The sequence below is a fragment of the Levilactobacillus mulengensis genome (assembly GCF_003946045.1).
Classification (GTDB): domain Bacteria; phylum Bacillota; class Bacilli; order Lactobacillales; family Lactobacillaceae; genus Levilactobacillus; species Levilactobacillus mulengensis.
The window spans coordinates 1-26,986 of sequence record NZ_RHNW01000006.1; the positions used below are offsets into that span (position 1 = coordinate 1).

Sequence of the window (26,986 nt, forward strand, 5' to 3'; positions counted from 1 at the left end):
TGATGCTTGAATAGCTCATCGATTGTTGTTACTTTATTTGTTATAAAAGCGAATTGACTTCGCAAATATTGTTTGGGTTTGATACCAAGTATCAAACCGCCCTACACATATTTGGTTTGTCGAAACAATGTTCAGTTTTCAAAGGTCTACCAAGTTGTCCTAAGAAGCAAGTGCTCCGTGACAACTTTTAAAGTATATCATGCTGTCAAAATCATGTCAACAAGTTTTTAAACATCTTTTTGAATAAATATTGATGTTTGCTGCAACTAATTGAATAAATATTCTCAACAACGATTACTACTATATCAAGAATTGCCAAGACCGTCAAGCCTTTTTTTCAATTACTTGAATCTCGTTTCATCCTTGCCGATGCAACGCTTGTTTGCGTTTCTGACAACAAAAAATAGTTTACCAATATCCACGCCATTGGTCAAGGGCAAAATGAATATTTACTGAAATTATTTTCATCCCCAGCTGCGTACCCCCACCACTTCCCCTAAAACTCTCGGCCATGCCTCATCGATGTCACCCGAATCGGTCTACCCACGCACGACACCTCTTACACAGAAAAAGAGTCCCAACCACACTCACTAGGAGTAGTCGGAACTCTTCTATATGAAGCTTATTTCAATTCTGGTGCGTCCGTCTTATACGTAGTCGTCTTACCCTTGTTCTTAGCCAAGGCACTCGTCTTCTCCTGTTTTTCCGCCTCAGCAAGTTTCGCCATTGCTGGTTTGTACTTATAGGTAAAGTCGGTCTTGTTGACCTTGGTAAAGTTCTTTGGCGTGTAGAAACGCAACAGGTCGCCATAGATGACCCGGTCGGATAACGAAAGCTCCGTCGTCACGTGGTTCTGCATCTGATCGACAACCTTCTTCTGCGCTGCCGTCAACGTGAGGACTTTCCCCGTCTTCGTATCATAGACGGTCCCCCCTATCTTGGCATACTTCGGTGAGATGAAGTTTCCATTTCTAAAGGCGACGGTCTGATTGCGATTCTTCGCCAACAGATCTTGCCCAAACTGAATCGTATCGGTGTTCTTCACCCCGAGCAGATCCAATAAGGTTGGCAAGACATCGATTTCCCCACCGTACGTGTGGTTGATGCCACCCTTCAGTCCCGTCACGTGAATCATGAATGGCACCTTTTGGAATTGCGCCAAGTCAAAGTTCGTGACCTTACTCTTCCCCAGTAATTGCGCAATCGCTGGACGGTGATTGTTGGAAATCCCATAGTGGTCCCCATAGGTAACGATGACACTATTCTTGTACAGACCGACCTTCTTCAGGTACGTCAGGAACTCAGCAAATGATTGGTCCAAATAGTGTGCCGTCTGAACGTATGGGTCCACGGTCTTATCCCCGGTTTTGGTTGCTGGGAAATCCGTGTTCTTCTTATCTAACTCGTACGGGTAATGGTTGGTCAGCGTAATCAGCTTAGCATAGAACGGCTGCGGTAACTGCTCGATGTACTTAGCGGACTGCTCAAAGAAGATCTTATCCTTCAAGCCATACCCCACTGAGTACCCGGGCTTCTCCGTATAGTAGCTAGAGCTGAAGAAATACTGGTAGCCCCAGGACTTGTACGTGTTGTCCCGGTTCCAGAAACTTGGGACATCTCCATGGAATGCCGCCGTGCTATACCCAGCCTCTTGACTCAGGATAGCTGGTGCCGCCTGGAACGTGTTTTGCGTCCCGTACGTCGTCATCGCCGACCCCTGTGGTAATCCAAACAGCGAGTTTTCCAGCATCATTTCAGCATCGGAGGTCTTCCCCTGGGCCACTTGATTATAGAAGTTATCGAATGACAGGGTATTCTGGTTATGGTAGAACTTATTCAGCGTGGGGGTAACTTCCTTCCCATCGACCTTATAGTCGAGCAGGAACTGTTGGAAACTCTCCAAGTGAATCACAAACACGTTCTTGCCCTTTTCCTTGCCGTAATACGACACGTTGGGGCTCACCCGGTTTTGCTTCAAGTATTTCAGCACACTCTTCATGTCACTGGCATTGGCACTCGCTCGCGTGGCACTTTCCTTCTGCGTCTGATACCCGTTAAAGGCCGCATATTCATTCAGCCCCAGGTACTTGACGATGTAGTTGTTGTCAAATGTCCGCGTCAGCAGGCCAGAACGGTCCGCGTTGGCCATACCGAATTCGGCAAACATCAGTCCAAACGACAGCACCGTAATCGACAACGCATACCGCCGTTTGAACGGCCGCGGGTCAATCCGAATGACGTGGGTCACCAACAACACAATTAAAACGATAATATCGATATACACAAAGAAATCATACAGATGGGTAATCTGTGCCATACTCTTCCCCAAGTTGTTCCCAACATCACTCGACCCCTTCATGATCCCGAAGGAGAGGAAGTCTGAGAACTCCCGGTAATACAGCACGTTCGCAAATATCCAGGTCGATTCCAGGACATTAATGATCATCATTAGCCAATAAGCTAACCGTCCCCGGAAATACAGGGCAATGCCGAAAATCAGTAACGCCGCCGGAACGGGGTTAATGAACAGCAGAAACTGTTGGACACTCCCCTTTGCTCCCAGCGTGAACTCGGTTTGATAGGCAATGTAAGTCTTTACCCAAAATAGAACGATGGTCAACAGGAAAAAGCCCATCCGGGTGTTTATCCAGTTCATCTTTCGTTTAAAAAAATTCGCCATGAGACAGCCTCCACAAAATAGTTAACATCACTACAGTATAACGAATACCAGCGGGGTTTCAATCTGATTAAGGAACCTTTGAAAAAATTCAAGTTTTGCTCACGTTTCCATCACAACTTAACGGGGTGCTCGTACCGTTCTGGGACCAACCAGTCGGTCGCTAGCCGTGTAACCGCCACCATATTTTTATTTAAAAAAAACAAAACTATGTTCACCATAGTTTTGTTATTAATTATCCGTCAATAAATCAAATAATTCGATAGCTACTAAATCAATGTTATCAAATTCAAAAGTCGTTTCCGGATTGTGTTCGGTTAACGTGTACGTGTGGGTCAATTGGTTAAATACGACCGTTGCCTGTTCCACGCCTTCTTTTTCAAAACGACGGGGTTGTGGCTCGTCGGTAGCATCCTCCTGCATCGCTTTTAAACGATTGATGATGCCAATCAGTTGAGATTCTTCCATGGTTGGTCCCCTTTCTAGCTTTCACTATGATTTTACCAAACTTAAGCCACTATGGCACGCCCTAATCGCGAAAAACTCAGAGTTTTCACAAATCAGTTCTCTTCGCGCACCTTATCTGGGCGAATCACCATCGCCACCAGACCGGCTAACATCCCCAAGTAGTAGGTCAGGAGCCGCCATAAAATCATGGCCAGCACCAATTTACTATTCGATGAGATATAGCTACGGAAAATCATTTCAAAGCTGTATTCGGCGCCCCCAGAGCCCCCGGGAATCGGGAACAGGGAGATCACCATGACAATGAGAATATGGAGACTCGTGACCATGACGATGTTCGCCGTCGTGTAGCCCAGCGCCAGCATGATGAAGTACGGAATCAAATAGTAGAACATCAGCTGGAAGAAGGTAATCACAAAGACGCGCAGCATCAGCTTCCACTGCCCACTGATGCGGACACTTTCGGCGTAAAAGGAATCGATTTTCCCGTTCACGTTGGCCGACATCCGCTCGAAACGTTCGGCCTTCATGAACCACCCCATGGGTTTGAGAATCACGCCGACCGCCTTCTTGGTGAACGCATGCCAGAACATGATCATCAGAAGCCCCACGATGACGGCCAGGTGAATGGAAAAGCCAAACACGACCAGCCAGACTAAGGCGTGGAGTTTGTCCTGAATGTCGTGAAACCCAATGACCAGGGCAAACAAAAAGTTGATGACAATCATGGACTGGTAGACGACGAACTTCATTAGAAGAACCGAGCTGGCCTTCCCCGCATCGACCCCCGTTTGCATCAGGGCAATCAGTTGGGCCGGTTGACCACCAGATGAGAAGGGCGTGATGCCGTTAAACAGCTGTTCCACCATGGGAATTCGGAGGGCATCCTTAAAGGTGAAGCCTTCGATACGATCGGAGATGAACACCTTGACGATCCACGCCTCCAGCCCCAGATAGATCACCATACACAAGATGGCGACACCGAACCACCAGAAGTTAATATTTACAAAATCATTGATTAAAACTGAAAATTTAATGTCACGGAGAGAAAAAGCAAAAATAGCGATCCCCAGGAGTAACATCAACGCTAAAACCCATTTATTTCGTCGTGACATTCAGTTACCCCTCTTTTGCTTGCTGCGTATAGAACTCCCGCCAAATCTGCGCCAGATGTCCCTCGGAGTAGCGGTCAGCTGCCGCCAGGCTCCGTTGATGCCAATGTTCCAGCGCTGCTGGGTCCTGAGGTAACTTGTGTAATTGCGCATTCATCGCGTCGTAATCGGCCGCTGGCTGATAGTCCCCCGCGATAATGGCCTGATACAGATCGAGATCCCGCAGTAAGACCGGGGTTCCCGTGCTAAACGCTTCCAGTACAGACATGGGGAAAAGTTCATTAAAGGATGGCAACAAAAAGAGGTCCGCCAGGTTATAGTAGTCGACCAATTTATCCCGGTCAACGATACCTGGAAAACTCAGATTGGCCGGCGGATCATCCACGACCTTCTTGAGCGCCGCGTAACCATCGGTCATCCGTCCAAAGGAGAAGCCCCCGGCCCAGATGAACTGCAGGTCCGGATTGTTCCGCGCTAATTTGATAAAGTCAAATAGGCCCTTGCGCTCCTGAATCTGACCAATGCCCAAGATTGTAAACCGCTGCTCATCGTAGTGGTACTGCTGGCGCAAGGCGCGTTTCTTCTCGGCAGCGACCGGGTAGAATTCCTTGCGACTCACAAAGTTGGGGATGTACGTGACCTTTTCGGCCGGAATCCCCGCCGCTACTAGCTTAGGAATGAACGTCGGGTTTACCACCACAATGTGATCCATCCGCTTGTAGAAGGCAATCACGTATTTATAAAAAATGGACCGGAATGGTTGGGGAATCTTCAAGCTCCCCTCCAGAGTTTCCGGCAGAAAATGAACGTAGCCGATCTTTCGACCACGGTGCGGCATGAACGTTGATAAGTAATAGGAAAAATTAATCGTGTGGTAATGAGTCAGGTCGACCCGTCGATAACTGTTTACGGACACGTCAAACTCCTGGTCCAACCGTGTCGCCAACAGATTCATGAGTTCGTTGTAAGCACTCCCCACACCCTGACCCTTCACGGAATCAGCCGCAGAAAACATGTTGATTTTTAACATCCAATAACTCCTCTAATCGCTAAAGTCCGGGGTATCCTCGTGAGATTGCTCGTAGCTTGCCTGCGCATCCTGATAGAATTCCAGGATGTGCTGCCCGAAAGTATCCGCAGAAATTTCTGCTAACTTCCGTGCCAGCAAGTCTGGGTCCTGCTCGTCATCCCCATGAAGCAGGTAATCAACCACGTTCTCAACTAATTCGTCTTCGGTGGTAAATGTCACCCCGAGCGTCCGACTCGACAGTAGTTCATCGGTATACGGACTCGTCATGACCACGATTTTGGTGCCCGCCGCCAGCGCTTCAATGTACGTCAGCCCCTGGGATTCGGAATCCGAGGAGGACAGGAACACATTGGCCATGTGGTAGTAACGGAAGACCTCATCGTTATTGATTTCACCGGTAAAGGTCACGTGATCGTCCAACCCGGCATCCTTGGCTTGCGCCTCGAGGTCCGCTTTGGCTGGCCCATCACCTACAATCAGCAGCTGCGCATTCGGCACCTGCGCTAAAATGCGGGGCAGAGCCGCGATGCTGGCCTTAATATTCTTTTCATACGCCAAGCGACTCAGCGAGAGAATCACCGGGGTGTCGGGATCATACCCCAACTGCCGCCGTAAGTTAGCGGTATCCGGTTGCTCATACTGGTGCAGGTTGACCCCGGTTGGGATGACCCGAATCGGTGTCTTGACCCCATAATCGGTTAAGGTGGTCAACACCCGGTCGCTGGGAGCCACCACGCCAGTTAAGTGATAACAAAAGGCCAGTGTCCCCTGCTTCACGTGCACGGGCTTCAGAATCTTCCCGTTCGCCACGTAATGTAAATAGTCCTCGTACATCGTGTGGTAGGTGTGCAGACAGGGAATCTCTAGGTTCCGCGCCACAAACTTACCGATCCACCCCATGGAAAATTCCGTCTGGGTGTGGACCACGTCTAAATTTAACTCCTTGGCAATTTGGTAGGCCTGAAAGAGCCCCCGAACTGCAATTCGGCGGTCAGTGAAGGAGACGAACGGAATGCTTGAGAAACGAAAGACATTGCGTTCATACACGTTCTTCTCAACGTGCGGGTCGGTCGTCGTGAAGATGTAGACCTGGTTACCCTGTTTTTCCAACTGATCCCGCAACGTCTTAATGGACGTCGCGACCCCACTCACTTGAGGGAAATAGGTATCCGTAAATATGCCGATGTTCATTGCCAATCCCCCTTGCGTCTTGTGTTTTGTCTTAAATGGCCCCGGGTCCCGTTTACCAACACCAACTCATTAATGCGAGTGGTCCAGACCGGCACCCAGCAGCCTTCATATTGTACAATCATCACAATTATATGGGTTTGCCTAAGTGATTGCAAACAACAACGGGGGTTGCTGGAAATTTAATGCGTGTTCACCACAACAACTCGTGACCGCTAAGGGGTTTCTTCACCGACAGTTGCACTAAAAAAGCACCCACCAACCGATTATTCTCGGTCACGGGTGCTCACAGTTTACGTTAAGTTTAAGCCTGGGGCAGGTCCGGAACTGCGGCCTGCACCATGGTAATCACGTCTTGACTGGTGTCGGCCGAATTCACGGCACTTTCTACCAGTCCTTGGAGGTCCTTGGCATTGAGCTGACTAATCAGCTGCCGCGTCTTTAAAATCGACCCAGCACCCATCGAGAACTCATCGAGGCCCATCCCCAATAACAGGGGTACCGCAATCGGGTCGCCAGCCATTTCGCCACACATCGCCACGGGAATTCCCGCCGCGTGGCCGGCCGTAATGATGCGTTGCACCAACCGCAAAATCGCGGGATGGTACGGCTGATACAGATAGGAGACATCCTGGTTGGTCCGGTCGGCCGCCATCGTGTAGCCAATCAAGTCGTTGGTCCCAATGCTCATGAAGTCAACCTCGTGGGCAAAGCGGTCCGCCAACATGGCAGCCGCTGGCACCTCGACCATCATGCCGACCTGAATCTTGCCCATGGGTACCCGGGCCGTGGTGAGCTTCGAGCGCTCGTCATCGTAAATGGCCTTGGCCTGACGAAACTCATCCAGCGTCGCAATCATCGGGAACATGATTCGCAGATTGCCGTAAGCCGACGCCCGCAGCAATGCCCGCAACTGACTGCGAAAAATGTTTTGATGGGCCAGGCTCTGGCGAATCGCCCGCGCACCCAGAAATGGATTGGCTTCCTGCTTCTGATGCAGGTAAGGCAACGGCTTGTCCCCACCAATATCCAGGGTCCGAATGACCACGGGGCGTGGCGCTAATTTTTCCAACACCTGCCGGTACGTGGCAAACTGTTCGTCCTCCGTGGGCAGTTGCTCCGAATCCATATACAAAAATTCGGTGCGCATCAAGCCCACGGCCTCCGCGCCATTGTGCAAGACGTTCGGGATGTCACTGGCGGTCCCCATGTTGGCAGCCAACGTCACCCCCACCCCATCACGACTCGTCGTGGTGTGATTGCGCAACGTCGCTAGTCGCTTCATGTTGGCGATTCGGTCCAGCATGGCCTGCTTGGCCGTGTCCAATTCTGCTTGGTCGGGATCCATCACGACGCTCCCAGTCGACCCGTTGACGATGACTGAATCGCCATCCATCAACGTCTGGGTTCCCGTCTGCGTCCCCACAACCGCGGGAATGTTCAGTGAGCGCGCCAGAATTGACGAGTGAGACGTCCGACCACCCAGGTCCGTGACGAAGCCCAGGATGTACTTGGACGCCGCCGAAACCGTATCACTGGGATTCAAATCGTGGGTCACAACTACGACTGGCTCCTTCAGTAACGCCAAATTAGGTAAGTTCACCCCAAGTAAATGGGCGGTCACCCGCTTGACCACGTCGTGAACGTCAGACGTCCGTTCCTTGGTCAGTGCATTATCCGTCGCCAAAAAGCTCTGGGCAAAGTCGTTCATCACAGTGGCGAACGCGACTTCCGCGTTGACGTGTTCCGTTTTGATTTTGGTTTCAGTCGCCGCAATCACATCTGGGTCTTGGAGCATCGCCCGATGCGCACTAAAAACCTGGGCGCCATCAGCGCCCAGGCTTTTAGTTGCACGCGTTTCAATCGTCTCGACTTCTGAGACGGCTGCTTCAAGGGCCTGATGGAATCGATTTAATTCGTAATCAAGATTAGTGATTGTCCGCTTTTTAACGGTGAGATCTGGCTCAACGAACCGGTAGACCCGGCCGCAAGCCACCCCATCACTGGCGGCAATTCCCTTGAGCATCGCTCTCATTAGTCAGATAAACCCTCTTTTTTCAACGTTTCAGCCACTGCGTTCATGGCATCGGCTTCGTCGTCACCGTCAGTCGTGATGGTGATGCTGGCGTTTTGGCCAACACCTAAGGACATAACGCCCATGATAGACTTCAAGTTAACGGACTTGTCTTGGTACTGCAAGCTAACTTCAGAGTTGAACTTGCTAGCAGCCTGAACTAATAAAGTTGCGGGACGTGCGTGGATACCAGTTTCTGCAGTGACACGAAATTCGCGTTTTTCCATAATTGATCGATCTCCTTTAAGCTTAGGTTGATTTCTTACCAAACACGACTCACCCTGACCTTGCGCATTGGCCAAACAACCATTTTGTGAGTCACGCCTACCTACTAAGAATATCAATCTAGCAGGCAAATTACAAGCATTCATGAACCGCTTACATCAAATAATCACTATTCGTCGTCTTTTTTGCCACCATCATCGTAACGGTAGATTAATTTGCCACCCTTGTGGGCCTGACCAATTACCCGCTTCCGGGTTTCAAAGGCCATGAAGGCTTTTTGAAAGGCGGGAAATTCTTCAGGGGTGACTTCGAATTCGTCTAGTTCCTGATCTTTTAGTTGGTTCATTAGCGCGGTAAAATCTTTTGCCAAAAGTTTTTTCCTCCTTAAACAAGTTCGCTTAACGTTTCAGCATGCTGACCGTTTCCGACGGCGGGTTCAAGCTGCCCTGCTGTGGGGCCCGGTTCCAGACTGAGGAGCGGTCTTCCACCTCGCTTTGAAGCCACGAAAACCACGTGTCTTCAAAGTCGTCCCATGCTCTAAACTGAGAAGGTCACTCAGTTAAGACCATCGACACAGCTGGTCACTCCCGTTGAAACGTTACCTCAATCATGGCCAACCTTTTGCAATCACCACGATAGGTTTGCTTCAACTATTGTGACAGATACTAGGGATATTTCAACAGGTTACTTCTGCGTTCCTCTTGTATTTACAAACGGTAATTAAATTATCGCGCATCTCCAATTCAGAATCAAACGACTTATCGCGTCTCCTATATAGAGTTCGACAACCATTAGAGTAAGAATATAGGAGCACACACGATTTACTGCTAAACATCTAGTCGCATTCTATTGACAAATCTTAACAACTCATCAGCAAAACCTGTCTCCGCCTATTTCATCGGCCCACCAATAACACACATGTAAAGCAATGCAACCACCACCGTCAGTAAAATTTGGTTCACCTTTCTCAGTGACCAGAGGTGAGCCAAGCCAGACAGCTGTGCCGGTGTTCTTGGTTGGGGGCACTTCCCAACCTAGAACACGGGACGACCTATGAGACCGCTTTTCAGGCTCATAGGCGAGGCGGAAGACCGCTCCTCAGGCTGGCTTGAGCTCACCGCCGAGAATGTAGCCGTCGACCGTATAATTTGGTGCGTCTGTGTCAGTGACCAGAGGCGAATCAAGGTGCCCAGCTGTGTCGATGGCCTTGGCTGAGGTTCTTTCTCAGCCTAGACCATGGGGCAACCTTTGAGACCGCCCTATGGCTCAAAGTTGAGGTGGAAGCCCGCTCTCCGGCTGGAACCGACCCCACAGCAGGGAACCTTGAATTCACCGCCGGGAACGAAACCCCAGCGCGCACCAAATTTCACCACGGTTTGGGAAAAATAGGAGAAATCAGGAGTCGATTTTAGCATTCTACTACCGAGAGTGCTAGAATAAAATTGTTCGCTGGAAACGCCACGATTACCGCTGATTCTGTCGCGAAACAAATTACTTGCACGGCAGGTCGAACGCGGTATAATGTGGTCAATGGTCAAGAAAGGTCAAAACTTTTCTCACACAGACCTGCGTGGGTTTCCCACGAGAATTCCAGGCAAGAAAGGAGACGACAAGATGCTATGTCAAAATTGCCACCGCAATGAAGCAACGATTCACCTTTACATGAGTGTAAATGGGCAGCGGCAACAAGTTGACCTATGCCAAAATTGTTATCAACTGCTGAAGCAGCAACAAAACGATTCTGGAAATGGAGGTGGCCGTATGGCACAAGATCCATTCGGCTTTGGTAACCTGGATGATATTTTCCGGGCAATGCAAGGCGGCAACAACGACCAAGCTGACTACCGGCAATCCGGTGCGCAGCAACCTGGTCAGCCAACCCAACCTGCTGGTAACCAAGGAAACGGCAATGGCCTACTCAGTCAGTATGGCTTGAACCTGACCAAACTGGCCAAGGACGGTAAGGTTGACCCCGTTATTGGGCGTGACAAAGAGACGGCTCAAGTCATCGAAATTCTCAATCGCCGGACCAAGAACAACCCCGTTTTAATCGGGGAAGCCGGTGTTGGGAAGACGGCCGTCATCGAAGGCCTTGCGGAACGGATTGTTGAAGGCAACGTTCCCCAAAAATTAGCCAACAAACAAATTATTCGATTGGACGTGGTTTCCCTGGTTCAAGGAACTGGGATTCGGGGCCAATTTGAACAACGGATGCAACAATTGATGAAGGAAGTTCAGAGCAATCCGGACATCATCCTCTTTATTGACGAAATCCATGAAATCATGGGCGCCGGCAATGCCGAGGGTGGCATGGACGCTGGTAACGTGTTGAAGCCAGCGCTTGCTCGGGGTGACTTCCAACTCATCGGGGCCACGACTTTAAATGAATACAGAGATATTGAAAAGGATCAAGCCCTCGCACGGCGGTTCCAACCCGTCACGGTTGATGAACCAAGTGCCGATGAAGCCGTCAAAATTTTACAAGGCATCCAAAAGAAGTACGAAGATTACCACCACGTTCACTACACGGACGACGCCATTGAGGCCGCCGTTCGCCTGTCCGACCGTTACATCCAAGACCGGTTCTTACCGGACAAGGCCATTGACCTGTTGGATGAAGCTGGTTCACGGAAGAACTTAACGATCAACGTGGCTGATCCCAAAGCCATTGATGAAAAAATCAAGAGCTCTGAGGATCAGAAGCAGGCTGCTTTGAAGCAGGAAGACTACGAAAAAGCCGCCTACTACCGTGATCAAGTCACGAAGTTAGAGAAGTCTAAGGAAAACGCCAAGACCGCTGACCAAAATCAGTCGGCCACGGTTACCGTCAAGGACATGCAGGACATCGTCGAAGAGAAGACGTCCATCCCCGTGGGTGAGTTAGCAGCCAAGGAACAACATCAACTGCAAAGCCTCTCCCCTGATTTGGAAAAGCACGTCATTGGTCAAAACGAGGCCGTTGACAAGGTTGCGCGGGCAATCCGCCGGAACCGTATCGGGTTGAACGGCACGGGCCGGCCAATCGGGTCCTTCCTCTTCGTTGGTCCGACTGGTGTCGGGAAGACGGAATTAGCTAAGCAATTAGCCAACGAACTCTTCGGCTCCCAGGAGGCCATGATTCGGTTTGACATGTCTGAGTACATGGAACCACATTCCATTTCGAAATTGATCGGGTCCCCACCTGGCTATGTTGGCTATGAAGAAGCCGGTCAGCTGACGGAACAAGTTCGCCGGCACCCGTACACCTTGATCTTACTGGACGAAATTGAGAAGGCTCACCCCGACGTCATGAACATGTTCTTACAAATTCTTGACGACGGCCGGTTGACCGATTCTCAAGGTCGGACCGTTTCCTTCAAGGATACGTTGATTATCATGACCAGTAACGCCGGGACCGGCGATGCTGAAGCCAACGTTGGTTTCGGTGCCGCTGCCGAGGGTACGACCCACTCCGTTCTGGGCAATTTGACCAACTACTTCAAGCCAGAATTCTTGAACCGTTTCGACGACATCATTGAATTCAACTCTCTCAGCAAAGAAAACTTGATGCACATTGTTGACTTAATGATTGGTGACGTCAACCAGATGCTTGCGGGCCAAGGCCTCCACATCCACGTTACGGAACCCGTTGAAGAACAACTCGTGGCGAAGGGCTACAACCCAGCAATGGGCGCTCGGCCATTACGGCGAGTCATTCAAGAAGAAATCGAAGACCGGATTGCGGACTTCTACCTTGATCACGCGGACGTGAAGAACCTCGTGGCCAAGATTGAAGACGGCAAGATTGTCTTAGCCGCTGACACGGATACTGCTAAACCAGCAGCCGAACCAACGACGGATAAAAAGTAAAGTCCATTTTTAACGGCGATTCGCAACTTGCGGGTCGCCGTTTTTTGCTGCCTAACGTCCCCACGACCAATCTCTGGAAGCGTTTTGCAAAAGGACCTGCAACGCACCGCCAGAATGCGGTATACTGTATGCTATAGACTAATATTTTAATGGAAACTTCAGGAGGTGAAGGGACATGGCTTTTTTTGACTGGTTACGACGGGTGATCGAACCGAATCAGGCACCCAAGCGGCGGCCGCGGCACGCCCAAGCACGGCGACGGCCAGCCCCCGCGCCGGTTGTGCCAGAAACACCCGAACCCCGGGCCACGACCCTGCCCTTAGCCCCAACACCCGTCTCACCGACACCGCAGGCCGCACCCCAACCGGTTGCGAAGGCTGCTCAGGTAGCGGCTACCCTGGTCGTCCGCTTAGTGGATGACCAAGATCAGCCGCTGCAACCCGCATTGGTCCTCACGGGCGCCCTCAACCAGCCGGTCAACTTCCGCTTTCCTAAAATTCCGGGGTACGCGCTCCGTGATGTCCACGGGTTCACTCAGGATTACATTTCAGCATACGGACTGACCACCCTGGTCTACGTTCGGCACTGGGGGCAACCCATCATTAGCTACCTGGTCGATTACGATACCGGCCGGTTACTAGAGCTCCCCGGAATTCTCCGCGGACGCCTGGGAACGGCCTTCTCGTTGACCCCCCCAGCCGTTGAAAATTACCACATTTTTCAGGCTCAGGGCCAACAACGTGGCACCTTTAGCCAGCACCCCGGCCAGGTCGTTTACTACTACCGGCGGGATTCCTGGCAAATGGTCCAGCGGGTCCATCAATTTGTCTTTCTGCAGGCCGACCATCAGGTTTTCGATGGTCCCAACGGCCAGGCTTACGGGTACCAGTTCCCCACGGACTCTTTGTGGCGGCTGTTCATGATCATCACCCTGACCAACGGCGACGTTTGGTACAACCTCGGTGGCGAGCAGTGGCTCTCGGCCAAGGAAACCGTGCGCCGGGAGCACCAGTTCATCGACCTCGGCTTGCCCGAACCCGACCGGTGGCATCCCGAACCCTTTGAACGCATTGGCACCGTCGATTACGTGCCGGGCAAGGCCGTGTCCATTTACCACGAGCCTTATGGCGAAACGGCCGGTCAGCTCGACCATGGTGAGGCCCTGGATATTCGCGGCCGCGTCGTGGATGACCAGCAGTTGGTCTGGTATCAGATTGGGCCGGATGCTTACATTAATGCGCGCTACGTCCGCCTCGCCCTCGTCGCTTACGCTTAATTCGAACTCGGTTCTCAGTGTTCGTTCCCGGCGGTGGGCTCAAGCTGGCCTGCTATGGGGTCGGTTCCAGCCTGATTCTCAGGCTTCCACCTCGACTTTGAGCCCGAGGAGCGGTCTCAAAGATCGTCCCATGGACTAAGCTGAGTGAGAAACCTCAGCTAAGACCATCGACACAGCTGAGCAGGTTGATCCGCCTCTGGTCACTGACACTGATCATACCAAGTTCAATTGCGCTGGTTCCTGTGGTTAATGTGTGTTCAGCACAATTACTAAGCGCTGAATTATATAAACCTAAACAAATAACGGTCACCTTTTCATTTTTGTTGAGAGGTGACCGCTATTTTTGTGTCTAACCGATTCATACGTTGCGGCGTATGCTTTAGGTTTAGCTTGCTTGCCGAATGTGGCTTGCCATGACCCCCACGCGCTTCCAAACGTCTCCGTTTACTCCTCCAAGCAATCGTCAAGTTATTGGTCGCGTGAGTGTCTTGGCTCGACCCATTCAGTTACGGTGTTGCCCTAGTCAATTTCTGCGACCCACGTGTTCGTGGACCGTCGTTGCCAGCGCTTGGCAATTTCTAACACAATCGTTGGAACAAACATCCCCGGAATCACGATTGCCCAGGCCACTGCTGGCAAGCTTACCAGGCCGAACATGCTTTGTAGGCCCGGAATCGTGGCGATAGCGATGACCAAGGCTACGGCCAGGAGCATCGCCCCGTTTAACACGGGATTACGCATGAGGCTTTGCCGTGTCAGCGGCTGACGGTCCTTGATAGCGTAGATGTCGACCATCGAACCAACCGCGAGCACCAGGAAGACCATCGTCATCCCCATCGTGGCTTGCCCCGCGGAGAGGCCGAACCGGCCAATCGCGTAGATGCCTAGCGTCAGGAAGGTAAACGTGACCGCCCGGATTGCCAAGCGACTACCCAAGCCTCTGGCAAAGAGACTTTCGTCGTTAGCCACCGGTGGCTGTTCCATGGCTTCCTTTTCGCCCGGTTCACGGGAAATGTAGAAGCCGGGAATCCCATCGGCTAACACGTTGATCAACAGGAGTTGTTCCGCCAAGAGCGGTGCGCCCCAGCCCATCAGGACCGCGCCCACCATCAGGAAGATTTGGGCAAAGTTAACGCCCACTAGGAATTCAACGGCCTTCAAAATGTTCTGGTAGACCGTCCGACCTTCCCGGACCGCGGAGATAATCGTGGCAAAGTTGTCATCCGTCAGGACCATGTCGGCGGCTCCCTTAGAGACTTCCGTTCCGGTAATTCCCATGGCGATTCCGACATCGGCGGCCTTCAGGGCGGGAGCATCGTTGACCCCATCCCCGGTCATGGCCACGGTCTTGCCGGCATTTTGCCACGCCTGCACGATCCGAATCTTATCCGTCGGCGATACCCGCGCATAAACCGCGATATCTTGAATCTGTGCGGCGAGCTCGTCGTCCGTCAGCGTCCGGAGCTCGTCCCCTGACATCACCAGTTGTCCCGGCGTCAGCAAACCGATTTCCTTAGCGATGGCTTCAGCCGTCACCATGTGGTCCCCGGTGATCATCACCGGCTTGATCCCCGCACGTTTGGCTTCCCGAATCGCCGGAATCACTTCTGGCCGTGGCGGGTCAATGATGCCCACCAGCCCCGCAAACGTTAAGTCCTTGGTCAGTTCCGTCCAGTCGTGCGTTGCCGTCGCTGGCATCACCTTGTAGCCCACCGACAGGACCCGTAAGGCCTGCTGGCCAAATTGATCGTGAACAGCCTTGGCTTGGGCGAGGGCTTGTGGTTGCCACGCCACTGGTAACCGGTCGAAGGCGCCTTTCACGATGACCAGCTGTTGGCCATCCGCTAACCGATGGACCGTCGCCATCGTTTTTTTCGTGGAGTCAAATGGATCTTCCGCCAGTCGCGGTGCTTGCTTTTCAAACTGTTGCCGACTCTTGTCGTGTCCCTTTAACCAGCGCACAATCGCCAGTTCCGTGGGGTCACCCATCGTCTGTTCCTGACCCGCGACCTCCTGAATTTCGGCGTTAGTCGCCAATCCCAGGTAGCGCATCATCTTTTCACCGGCCGGCGTTAACGTGTCCGCCGCCATGGCGTTCTTCGTGTTGGGTGTCCAGTAACGGGTAATCGTCATCTGATTTTGCGTCAGCGTTCCCGTCTTGTCGGAGGCAATCACGTCGACGCCCCCAATCGTTTCCACCGCGTTGACCCGGCGCATGATAGCGTTGCGTTTAGCCATCCGCTTCACCCCGTGTGCCAAACTAATGGTCACGATGATCGGCAGCGTTTCTGGCACAGCCGCCACGGCCAGGGAAATCCCAATCATCAGGCTGTCAGCCAGCCCCTGATTTTGCATCCAAATGCTGAGGGCAAAGATGGCCATCCCGCCCATCACCGCAAAGGTCGTCAACCACGCGGATAGCTTGTTCAACCGGCCTTGCAGTGGCGTAGCCCGTTTCTTGGTCTTGTTCAACAAACCCGCGATTTGACCCAGTTCCGTCGCCATCCCGGTCGTCACTACCTGAACGATGGCCGTACCTGCCGTGACGGCGGTTCCGGAAAAGACCTGTTGCGCTTCCGTTGCGCCATCCGGGTCAACGATTTTTTCCTTCGTGACCGGCACACTTTCACCGGTCAAGACGGCTTCGTCCACGGCTAAATTGGTGCTTTGGAGCACGATACCATCGGCTGGTACCTGGTCACCAGCTTTTAGCAGAACCAAGTCCCCCGGCACCACGTCTTTAGCCTGAATCGTCTGGGCGATGTCGTCCCGCCGAACCGTGGTCGTGGGCAGACTCATGGACTGTAACGCCGCCAACGCCTTTTCCGCCGAGGCTTCCTGGTACAGACCGATGATCACGTTGATCACCAGGATAGACCCAATCACAATCGTCTTCGTCCAGCCGCCACCCTGAAAGAGCGCCATGTAACTGGCTAAGCCGACGGCAAATAATAGCACAAGTGAGGAAACGTCGCTCAGGTGGCGCGCTACCTGCTGCCACAGCGCGGGTTTCTTTGCGGCGATCAATTCGTTCGCCCCGGTCGCAGCCAGTTGGTCTTGGGCCTGTTTCGCCGTCAACCCCTGCTGCGCCGTTAAGTTGATTTTTTTCATCTCTTTTCTCTTCATCATGAAATCCTCCGTTAACTAAATGAATCATCGCATCAATTACTATAATCTTATTATGACGAAAAGTTTTGCGTAGACTTTGAGAGAAATGTGAAGATTTATAGAGTCTTGACGTTTTATATTATAGACTTGTTTTAAAGTGGTATCTGGCAGTCGTTAGAAGCCCGCTTATCTCCTATCTGAGGACAAATAAATAGAGCGTATCTCACCAGACGGATTGTCCAGGAAGAGACGCTCTATAGATAGTTATTTTTAAATCAGTCCAGCTAAACTTGTGAACCAAAACCAGGCCGTAGAACCAGTAACGCCACAGACGCCACCATGTCAGTGACCAGAGGCGAGCCAAGACGGCCAGCTGTGTCGATGGTCTTAGCTGAGGTTTTCCACTCAGCTTAGTCCATGGGACAACCTTTGAGACCGCTTCTCAGGCTCAAAGTTGAGGTGGAATCCTGAGAATCAGGCTGGAACCGACCCCACAGCAGGCCGTCTTGAGCCCGCCGCCGGGAACGAACTGACAAACGCAAGCCCTGAACCGTCTTACAGATTCTTGTCCATGTTGAAGGTCAAGTGTGACAGCGTCAGGCCCTTTTCAATCAAGTCATTGGTCAACTGCGTCGTGACCTTCCGCATGTCGGCGACCACCTGGTGATTTTGGTCCGTCAGGTAGGCGGTCAAGGCATCACCAGTCAGGTCGTTAGCACCGGCCAAGGCCGTGGCCACGTGGGTCCGTAAGTCCTGCTTAGCGGCCGTCACGTAGTCCGTATCCTGTTCGATGAACTGCACATAATGGGATTCCACAATCATGGACATCTTGCGGTACATCCAGTAAGCACTGACGTCATCCAAGTGGACCGGCGTCTGGCTGTACGACGGATCCGTATCGGTGGCGTTGGCAAAGAATGGTACGTAAGGACTGAAGGCAGGCACCCCAAAGTTCAACCAGAAAATGGCTGAGCGGTCAGCCGGCACGTCGTTTCGTAACTGGAGCACGTGAGAATTTTGCGTCCGGTTCATGGCAATTGGCCGGAATTTCAGCTTGTCCGCACCGTCGCCAGGGCCCAGTGGATCGTATTGGGTTTCATTATAGTGGGAACTCAAAATGTATTCCACGTCTTCCACACTGATCTTGTGGCTGGTCCGGCAGATAAATGGCAGGTCGCTGGATTGGGGATCCTGTTCAATTTCAGGATTCAATACGTGTTGGCCGAACCAGACCCGTGGCGTGTTGTAATGCCGGTCTTTTTCGGTGCTGGTCCCAAAGATGTGACGGAAGTTCCAGCCGTCCTGGTCTGGGTTCAAATGGTTGGTCGTGACGAATTCTTGGATGCCTTCGGAGTACATAAAGTTGTCTGGATCATCGAAAGTCACCTGTTGGATGGCCACTTGGTTCGCGGTCACCGCGTAGGCGTCGTCCGGAATCCGTTGGGCAACCCAGTGATGTCCCGTGACGATTTCCATGTACCAAACTTCGTCGTGATCGGAGAAGAGCACGCCGTTACCTTCTGGTGAGCCGTATTCCTTGATCAGGTTCCCCAGGTAGCGCACCCCGTCGCGAGCGGAGTTAATGTAAGGGAGCACCATCGTTTGCAGGGAGTCTTCGGCCAGACCATTGGCCACCAGCGGATCGAAAGCTAAGGCGGCAGGATTGCCGTAAACACTTTCGGTAGCGCTCATCGCCACGTTCTTTTCGTTGAACCCGCTTTCGGCGTAGACCCCTTCCTTGTCGACTTCGACGTTGGGCGTTGCCATGTAGCGGTAACCGTCGCTAGGAATTGGTGCCGTGAAGCCGTTTTGGTTGGAGACCCAGGTCCGCTTAGGCTGATCATGCTCTGCGGGATGGACGTAGAACCGTTGGGGCGTTAAGGGTAAAAAGGTATCGTCGTTTCTAGCAATCAGCGTGGACCCATCGACCGTGGCGGCTTTACCGACCAAGACGGAGGTGCAGGCTGAGAGATGCTTGGCTACTTTTGACATTAAATTAGTCACTCCTTCAAATAAGTCCTGTCCGTGAGTGGCCAACGCGGCGTGGTTCTGTCACCCGTGTTCGCCACTGAACTTACAGGTAAATCTACGCTCTATAGTTTACCGCTTTTCGCTAAGCAAGACTAGTTTCGGGTTCAATCCCCGTTGTCAACAAAATGGTAACACTTTCAGAAAAGTGTTGACATTCTCGATGAATTGTCTAAAATAGAGTTGTAATCAATTGAAAAGGATTTCACATGGACGTGTTTGTGAAGGACTCTTCAAAAAATCTTGTTTTGGGAGGCACCACCATGAAAGTCACAGTTGTTGGTTGTACACATGCAGGAACCTTTGCCATTAAGCAAATTTTAGCGGAACACCCCGATGCAGAAGTCACCGTTTACGAAAAGAATGATAATATCTCCTTCTTATCTTGCGGAATCGCCCTGTACCTCGGCGGCAAGGTGGCGGACCCTCAAGGGTTGTTCTACTCTAGCCCCGAAGAACTAAAGGGCTTAGGCGCTAACGTGCAGATGGGCCACAACGTTTTGGCCATCGACGCCGACCAAAAGACGGTCACGGTTGAAGACCTGGCGACTCATGCCCAGACCACTGAAAGCTACGACAAGCTGGTCATGACGTCCGGTTCATGGCCCATCATCCCTAAGATTGACGGGATTGACGGCGACCATGTGAAGCTTTGCAAGAACTGGAACCACGCCCAAACCTTAATCGAAGAAGCCAAGCACGCTAAGCACATCACGGTTATCGGTGCCGGCTACATTGGTGCCGAATTGGCCGAAGCTTACTCCACCACCGGTCACGATGTTACCCTGATCGATGCCATGGACCGCGTCATGCCGAAGTACTTTGACCAAGAATTCACCGACGTCATCGAGCAGGACTACCGGGATAACCACGTGCAATTAGCGCTGGGCGAAACGGTGCAAAGCTTTACGGATACCGGTGACGGTGTGACCATCAAGACCGACAAGGGGAGCTACGATACCAATTTAGCTATCCTCTGCATCGGCTTCCGGCCCACCACCGGCCTGCTCAAGGGGCAAGTTGACATGGCTAAGAATGGCGCCATCATCACGGATGATTACATGCGGTCATCTAACCCCGACATTTTCGCTGCCGGCGATAGTGCAGCAGTTCACTATAACCCGACCCACCAAAACGCCTACATTCCCCTGGCAACCAACGCGGTTCGTCAAGGTATCTTAGTCGGCAAGAACCTGGTTAACCCCACCGTTAAGTACATGGGGACACAATCTTCCTCTGGTTTAGCCCTTTACGGTCGGACCATCGTTTCCACCGGACTGACCTTAGCCGCCGCCAAGCAACAGGGCATCAACGCCGAACAAGTTATCGTCAAGGACAACTACCGGCCAGAGTTCATGCCAACGACGGAACCCGTGCTGATGTCCCTGGTTTACGATCCAGACAGCAAGCGGATTCTCGGTGGCGCTTTGATGAGTAAGTACGACGTCTCACAATCGGCGAACACCCTGTCCGTCTGCATTCAAAATGAAAACACGATTGATGACCTGGCCATGGTCGACATGCTGTTCCAACCAAACTTTGACCGGCCATTCAACTACCTGAACATCCTGGCGCAAGCCGCTCAGGCGCAGGTAGCCACCTTAGAAACCACTAAATAACCCCGCATCCCCCTTTTGAAAAAAGTTGTGGAAGCAAAAAAGTTTCGCCATCCTAATCGATTGGCGAAACTTTTTATTTGTTCATCATTAAGGTTTCCGCGGCTTAAACGCGGAGATCAGGGCGAAGATGGTCAGCACGGCACAGCCACCTAGTGAGACCCAGGCGCTAGGACCGAAGCCCGCATCGCCAAACGTCCCAGAATAGCCACCACCGATACCGTTGTAAATGGACCCGAAGACCGTCCCAAAGATCAGATCGACCACAATGGCCACCACAACATTGATGATTCGGGTCGTCCGGCTAGGTAAGACCGCCAAGACCAATGCAACGATTGGCGCAGCGGTTAAGGCCACGAGCCACACCCCGGCACTAGAGTCTTGACCGAAGAATTCCGAAGCCGAACTCCCTAGCTTGAGCAAATTGGCCAGGGTCAACCCGGCAGAGGAATCAAAGAACGAGGCGGAGGCCTGCAGGTAAGGCCCCACGTAAACGGATCCCAACGCCGCCAACGCACCCAAGATGACCATGACTTCAGTCACGCCCATGCCCAGGTGACCCTTGGCAATTGGCGCGGTCGTGGTCGATTGGGCCGTTGGACCAGCGGCGGGTTGTTCCGTGGCAGCCGCGGACGTTGCTGATTGCGGCATAGCCTGCTTAATGGCCGAGGCCGTCTTGGCCTGCAGATCACTCTGCTTGGCCTTTAGGTTTTGGTTCACATTTGACCGGTAATCCTGGTCACGGTAATACCGGTTAACCTTTCGTTCAAAGCTGGTGGCGTCGGTCCCATAACTGCCGGCAATCAGGTAAATCAAGACCAATAATAGCAAAATCGTCCACCAGGCAACGTGGGCCGCCGCAAACGTGAAGAGCAGGAACAGCAGGAAGACGCCAATCCCGGTCGTCACTAAGTTGTTGCGAATCCAGACGCCAACGTGCTCCAGATTCTCCCAGTTTAAAATCAAATTCCGATTACCACTGTGGTGGGCCGTCTCCGCGTGCGCCGTCCGTTGTCCCGTCGTCGAATCGTTATGCGTCGCGCGTGACTGACTAGCGGGCGTCACGGGTGCCTGTGGCTGAATCGCCTGCTTGGCGCCAGCCGGTTGGGCCGCTTGCGTAAGTGACTGCCCACATTGCGGACAGAACTTGCCGTGCTCGACATTTTCCCGACCGCACTTCGGGCAAAACCGTAATGTCTGTGTGTCTTCCATCTAACATCTACCCCTTTTATACGTAAAATAATTAGTGCCTTTCCAGTATAGACCACGCCTAGCTGGTTTAGCCACCTTTTATTTTCCTACCGGGACATTTTGCCAAGTTAAGGGATTGGCCGCCATAAAAATAAGCGCCACGACCACTGTCGTCACGCTAGGTGTGCGTCCTTCACTATTCGGGCACGTTATGCAATGACCAGGTGACCGTTCCACTGTACTTGCCTTGCAGGGCCGCCGAATTCACTTCGAGCAACAGCCCGTTATCCTCATCCCAGTCATCAACCACGTTCGTCAGGTCATCGTTACCGGTCGCTTCCCCCTGGCTCACCGCAATCGGCGTGTCGCTGATGGGTGTGCGGTCATCCCCATCATAGTAGCTCAGGGTGCCCGCCAATTTCTGACCGTCTGCTCGCGTGAAGTCCGTGCTGGTCACCTGTAAGGCCCACTTAGCACCGGCTTCCCGCGTATCCAAAATTTCGACCTGCCAGTCCAGGGTTCGTTTGACCTTCTGCTGGGTCCCGGTCAGGGTCGTGTCCTCAAATGAGCTTTTCTCGGCGACCGTGTTAAAGACCAGCTGCCGGTTAACGGTGATCGTATACGTCACGGCGTTAGACACGTTGCCGTAAGGGTCCTCTACCGTGGTCACCAGTGTGTTCTTGCCGCTCTGCAGGTCCGTGGCCGCCACGGTCACATTAAAGCGACCACTGGACGGGTCCGTGCCATCCGGGATCTTAAAATCGGTGCGCGCCTTGCCGTTGAGCGTCGAATGAATCGTCATGTCCCGGTTGGCCAGGTCGACCCCCTCCGGCACCACCACGAGGCCCTTCATGGTCGCAGCTTCGCCGGGTTCCACTTGACCGCTGCTACCGGACAAAGAGGCCGCCAGTAGTTCTAGCGTCGGGTTCAGCGTAAAGACCGTCGTCTCCGCCGAGACCACGCCGTTGACGGCACTGAAGCCACTCGCCGCAGCGTCCACGGTGACCGGCACCGTTAAATTGGCCGCCTTCCCCGTCAAGGTCACGTGGGCCGTTTGATTGTTGGCCGACAGGGCCTGGGTCAATTTGACCGTTAACTGGTTCGCCGTTAATTGGCTAACATCCACCACCGTTGACGTGCCGTCGGCGTAAGTAATCTTCCCGGCCGTCACGTCCAGGTATTCGGGCACTTGCAAATGCGCCTGCACATCTTGCCAGGACTGCTTACCCGTCAGGTAATCCAATTGGTAGTCCAATTTAAAACTGTCCTGCCCCTTCATCACGTCGCCGTCACCAATTTCTTTGCCGGCGGTCGTGTCCGTCAGGGTCGCCGTCGCCTGGGCATCGACCAGCCCGGGCACCTCTTCCATCACGACCAGGTTGTTTTCATAACTGTCCCCCGTCGCGCCGGTGAAGCCCCACCGAACCTGCCCCGTCCCCTGGGGGTCGATCTCGGTCAGGTCGAGTTTGGCCGACTCACTGGCACCGGTTTGAGCCTTCCCGGTGACCGGGTCCTTGTCATTAAAGGTGTAGGTCAGCTGCTGCGACTTGGCCTGCCAGTCCAACGTTAAATGGTGCCACGAGCCGTTGGACAGTAGGGTGTAATCCCCCTTCAACACGCCAGCGTGGTCCTGCGTGGCGTAGTAGCCGACACTGTAAATAGGCAGTAAAGTGGAGGTCCGCACCATTTGGTAGCTATCCACGGCCGCGGGATAGTTGTTGGCAATGTGCGGACCGGCAATCCCGACGTCAAAAGAGTCCGCATCCCCGGTGTTGCCGTAATTGGTGGACGTGTTTAAATGCGTGTCGAACTCCAGCGCCCAGCTGTTTTGAATCGCCGTCGCCGCCAACTTATCCGGCGTGGTCTGCTTCTTATCGGTATCCACGCCCCACACGCCCAGCGTTTCCCCGGAGATAGTCTTGCCAAACGTTGGTGTGGCCGCTAAGCCCTTGTCATCGTTCTGGAGCACAAAGGCCATCCCATCAGCGGCCTTCTTGCCCGTGTTTCCAAAGTACAGCCACATGGACGCGGATTGATTGCGCGTCAAATCGAAGACGTTGTCCGTCGTGGACCAGAGCGCGCCAAATTGCTTCTTGCCGTTATTGATCTTCGCCGCCTGCGTCCCCGTCACAGTCGGATTCGTTGCGGTCACCACGGATGCCTGGTTATTACTCGTCGTCCCCGGTGTAAAAATGTTATCAAGCGAAATCCCCTGCGGTGCCGTCTTCAAAGCCTGGTCATAATCCGCATCGGCACAACCGGTAATCCCACCCACGCCGAGCAAACTCAGCCCTAAGAAAAAACCGAACCATCTTCTGAACTTCATCGCAATCGCTCCTCTCCATCCCCCAAACGATTGTGGGGCATCATCAATTTTCAAGATTATTATTTCGTTTATAGTGTAACAGAACTGAATTTATGACGGGGCTTTCACGCAAAATCCGAAGAGAATCCTTCGAAAAATGAGGAGGTAACGGCGGAAATGCTGATTTGCTAGGAATAGTCGTGGGTTTAGACTAGACCGATTGGGGACGTCACAGGCGGTGAACTGACCGTTAAAAGGGACAAAAAAGCTCAGCCCCCTCACAATCGAAATGGATGAGCTTCACTTGTATTTTAATTTAAATGGCCTAGGCCACCAGTGAACATTGCCGAACGGGCCAAACCCGTGTCAGCCGCTGGGCTGGGAAAATTGACCACCAATGTCAGTGACCTTGGCAGAACCTTACTAAAAAATCCCCACCACTTCAAATGATGAAATGGCAGGGATTCACTAGTATTTAACGTTAATTAGCACAAGTCACCGTTGACCACTACCGAACGGGATAAACCCGTCCGTGTCAGCCGCAGGGCTGAGAAAACTGGGCCCAGCTAGGTCGTTGTTAGTGACCAGAGGCGAGCCAAGGTGCCCGGCTGTGTTAGTGAAATTGGCAGAATTCTACCAAAAAATCCCAACCACCTCAAATTATGAAATGGCTGGGACACAATAGAATTTAAAAGTAAACGACACAAGTCACCGTTGACCACTACCGAACGGGATAAACCCGTGTCAGCCGCAGGGGCGGTGAAAATAGACTCAGCCGTGGGAGTTGCCTTAGCGGGTTTCCCGCTTAGGCAACTGCTATCTTTGAGACGTGTTCTGCGGCTCAAAGTAAGTCTGGAGACCGCCCTTCGGCTCCAGACGTGCGCCCACAGCATCACGGTCTATTTTCACCGACCCGGAGGCGTAGGCAACGACCCGTTTAACCCGTTTAGAGCTTGGAAGTCAGTTCAACGTCTGGGTACTTGTCCTTGAACCACCGTTCAGCGAAGTGGTTTTCAAACAAGAACAACGGCTCGCCATGGTTGTCCTTGACCAGCAGGTTTCGGGACGAAGACATCCGTTCGTCCAATTGGTCAGGGTTGATCCAACGAGCAGTTTTCTTGCCCATGGGTTCCATGATAACTTCAGAATTGTATTCATTTTGCATCCGGAATTGGAAGACTTCAAACTGCAGTTGCCCCACGGCACCCAGGATGTAATCCCCGGTGGAATAAGACGTGTACAGTTGAACGGCCCCTTCTTGAACCAGTTGGTTGATTCCCTTGTGGAAGGACTTTTGCTTCATCACGTTCTTCGCAGACACGCGGACGAACAGTTCTGGCGTAAATTGGGGCAGCTTTTCAAATTTAATCTTGTTCTTCCCGGTGTAAATAGCGTCACCGATTTGGAAGTTCCCAGTATCGTACAGCCCGATAATGTCCCCAGCCACGGCCGTTTCCACGTTTTCACGCGTATCAGCCATGAACTCGGTCACGTTGGACAGCCGTAATTTCTTCCCGGTCCGTTCCTGAATGACGTCCATCCCCCGGTCAAATTCACCCGAGCAAATACGCACGAAGGCAATCCGGTCCCGGTGATGTGGGTTCATGTTGGCTTGAATTTTAAAGACAAAGCCAGAGAATTCGGGGTCGGTTGGGGCCACGTCGGTATCCTGTTCAGTATGGTGACTGGCAGGCTTCGGCGCGTATTCCAGATACGTTTCCAAGAATGTTTTAACCCCAAAGTCGGCTAAGGCAGACCCGAAGAACACGGGCGTTTGGTCCCCACTGGCGATTTTGGCTTCGTCGAATTGATTCCCGGCTTCGCCAATCAGCTCCATGTTGTCGCGCGCATCCTGGTACCAGCCGTCTTCTTCCAAGTCGTTGTGTTCGGCCAGCTCACCATTGGCCTGCAGTGGCAGGTATTGGTGGTCCTCGTCATCGGGCCGGAACAGGGCAACTCGGTTGTGATACCGGTCGTATAACCCCTTGAGTTCCTTCCCCATCCCGATTGGCCAGTTCATCGGGTAACCTTCGATGCCCAAGACATCTTCCAGTTCGGCGATAAGGTCCATTGGATCCCGACCATCCCGGTCAAGCTTGTTCATAAAGGTAAAAATGGGAATGCCCCGCATTTTACAAATTTGGAACAGTTTCTTGGTTTGGGGTTCAATCCCTTTGGCAGAGTCAATCACCATGACGGCGGAGTCGACGGCCATCAGGGTCCGGTAGGTATCTTCGGAGAAATCCTCATGCCCAGGGGTATCCAAAATGTTGATCCGCTTGCCTTGGTAATCAAATTGCATGACGGAACTCGTTACGGAGATCCCCCGCTTCTGTTCAATTTCCATCCAGTCGGACTTGGCAAAGTTGCCACTCTTCCGGGCCTTAACGGTACCGGCCTCACGCACGACGCCCCCAAACAGCAGTAACTGTTCGGTAATCGTCGTCTTCCCGGCATCGGGGTGAGAGATGATGGCAAACGTCCGGCGCTTATCAACCGCTGACGCTAAAGTTTTTTCACTCATTAGTTTTCCTCACAAAAGTTATTTTATATTTTAAGTTATCGTTTTTTAATGTAAACGTCACAGCTAGTAATTTTAACACATTTAGGCCGACAATTCACGGTTTGTTAGTCGGCTGCGCGAAACCACGACGCAACCCGCCGCTCCCGACGGTGGATTCAAGTTCCCCTGCTGTGGGGCCCGGTTCCAGCCTGAGAAACGGTCTTCCACCTCGCCTTGGAGCCTGGAAAACCACCAGTCTCCAAGGTCGACCCATGCCCTAAGCTGAGCAACCCACTCAGCTTAGGGCATCGACACAGCCGGGGAACTTGATCCACCTCT

General features: G+C 52.5%; 16 protein-coding genes. 3 read left to right on the forward strand and 13 right to left on the reverse strand.

Translation table 11 applies throughout. The features are described 5' to 3' along the window. Window positions 1-622 precede the first annotated feature (622 nt). The 8 genes from EKM84_RS06955 to EKM84_RS06990 all read right to left on the reverse strand — a co-directional run bounded on the left by EKM84_RS06955 (window position 623) and on the right by EKM84_RS06990 (window position 9,141). Window positions 623-2,680, reverse strand: a complete 2,058-nt coding sequence (locus tag EKM84_RS06955; RefSeq protein ID WP_125765063.1) for an LTA synthase family protein — start codon at window positions 2,678-2,680, stop codon at window positions 623-625. Between the two features lie 228 nt (window positions 2,681-2,908). Continuing rightward, complete coding sequence (locus EKM84_RS06960; protein ID WP_125574787.1) at window positions 2,909-3,145, reverse strand: YkuJ family protein; 237 nt, start codon at window positions 3,143-3,145, stop codon at window positions 2,909-2,911. Between the two features lie 92 nt (window positions 3,146-3,237). Beyond that, window positions 3,238-4,257 carry a lysylphosphatidylglycerol synthase transmembrane domain-containing protein gene (locus tag EKM84_RS06965; RefSeq protein WP_125765064.1) on the reverse strand — a complete coding sequence of 340 codons (1,020 nt, stop codon included), beginning with the start codon at window positions 4,255-4,257 and terminating at the stop codon, window positions 3,238-3,240. Between the two features lie 4 nt (window positions 4,258-4,261). Next, window positions 4,262-5,284, reverse strand: a complete 1,023-nt coding sequence (locus tag EKM84_RS06970; protein ID WP_125765065.1) for a glycosyltransferase family 4 protein — start codon at window positions 5,282-5,284, stop codon at window positions 4,262-4,264. A gap of 12 nt (window positions 5,285-5,296) precedes the next feature. Further along, on the reverse strand, window positions 5,297-6,475 hold the full coding sequence (locus EKM84_RS06975; RefSeq protein WP_125765066.1) for a glycosyltransferase family 4 protein: 1,179 nt from the start codon (window positions 6,473-6,475) through the stop codon (window positions 5,297-5,299). 301 nt (window positions 6,476-6,776) lie between these two features. Continuing rightward, the gene (ptsP, locus tag EKM84_RS06980; RefSeq protein WP_125765067.1) at window positions 6,777-8,507 is read right to left on the reverse strand and encodes a phosphoenolpyruvate--protein phosphotransferase; all 1,731 of its coding nucleotides are present in this window, start codon (window positions 8,505-8,507) and stop codon (window positions 6,777-6,779) included. Beyond that, window positions 8,507-8,773 carry a phosphocarrier protein HPr gene (locus EKM84_RS06985; protein WP_125583687.1) on the reverse strand — a complete coding sequence of 89 codons (267 nt, stop codon included), beginning with the start codon at window positions 8,771-8,773 and terminating at the stop codon, window positions 8,507-8,509. Before EKM84_RS06985 ends, ptsP begins: the two co-directional genes overlap by 1 nt. A 167-nt stretch (window positions 8,774-8,940) precedes the next feature. Beyond that, entirely contained in the window at window positions 8,941-9,141 is a 201-nt protein-coding gene (locus EKM84_RS06990) for a hypothetical protein (protein WP_125765068.1), read from the reverse strand. Between the two features lie 1,244 nt (window positions 9,142-10,385). Between EKM84_RS06990 and EKM84_RS06995 the strand changes: the two genes are divergently transcribed. Together EKM84_RS06995 and EKM84_RS07000 are read left to right on the forward strand one after the other, a co-directional pair. Then, window positions 10,386-12,620 carry an ATP-dependent Clp protease ATP-binding subunit gene (locus EKM84_RS06995; RefSeq protein WP_125765069.1) on the forward strand — a complete coding sequence of 745 codons (2,235 nt, stop codon included), beginning with the start codon at window positions 10,386-10,388 and terminating at the stop codon, window positions 12,618-12,620. Between the two features lie 175 nt (window positions 12,621-12,795). Next, window positions 12,796-13,896 carry a MucBP domain-containing protein gene (locus tag EKM84_RS07000; protein ID WP_125765070.1) on the forward strand — a complete coding sequence of 367 codons (1,101 nt, stop codon included), beginning with the start codon at window positions 12,796-12,798 and terminating at the stop codon, window positions 13,894-13,896. 519 nt (window positions 13,897-14,415) lie between these two features. Here the strand turns inward: EKM84_RS07000 and EKM84_RS07005 are convergent. Together EKM84_RS07005 and EKM84_RS07010 are read right to left on the reverse strand one after the other, a co-directional pair. Continuing rightward, a complete protein-coding gene (locus EKM84_RS07005) occupies window positions 14,416-17,022 on the reverse strand; it encodes a cation-translocating P-type ATPase (protein ID WP_125765071.1) in 2,607 nt (868 codons plus the stop codon). A gap of 537 nt (window positions 17,023-17,559) precedes the next feature. Further along, a complete protein-coding gene (locus EKM84_RS07010) occupies window positions 17,560-18,996 on the reverse strand; it encodes a C69 family dipeptidase (protein ID WP_125765072.1) in 1,437 nt (478 codons plus the stop codon). Window positions 18,997-19,295: 299 nt separating this feature from the next. Between EKM84_RS07010 and EKM84_RS07015 the strand changes: the two genes are divergently transcribed. Further along, window positions 19,296-20,651 (forward strand): FAD-dependent oxidoreductase, encoded by a 1,356-nt coding sequence (locus EKM84_RS07015; RefSeq protein ID WP_125765073.1) that lies wholly within the window; start codon window positions 19,296-19,298, stop codon window positions 20,649-20,651. Window positions 20,652-20,738: 87 nt separating this feature from the next. On the opposite strand, the gene EKM84_RS07020 is transcribed toward EKM84_RS07015, so the two are convergent. The 3 genes from EKM84_RS07020 to EKM84_RS07030 all read right to left on the reverse strand — a co-directional run bounded on the left by EKM84_RS07020 (window position 20,739) and on the right by EKM84_RS07030 (window position 26,668). Then, complete coding sequence (locus EKM84_RS07020; RefSeq protein WP_125765074.1) at window positions 20,739-21,860, reverse strand: zinc-ribbon domain-containing protein; 1,122 nt, start codon at window positions 21,858-21,860, stop codon at window positions 20,739-20,741. A 175-nt stretch (window positions 21,861-22,035) separates the two neighbouring features. Next, the gene (locus EKM84_RS07025; protein WP_125765075.1) at window positions 22,036-24,165 is read right to left on the reverse strand and encodes a lectin-like domain-containing protein; all 2,130 of its coding nucleotides are present in this window, start codon (window positions 24,163-24,165) and stop codon (window positions 22,036-22,038) included. Window positions 24,166-25,090: 925 nt separating this feature from the next. Further along, window positions 25,091-26,668, reverse strand: a complete 1,578-nt coding sequence (locus EKM84_RS07030) for a peptide chain release factor 3 (protein ID WP_125765076.1) — start codon at window positions 26,666-26,668, stop codon at window positions 25,091-25,093. Between the last annotated feature and the right edge of the window lie 318 nt (window positions 26,669-26,986).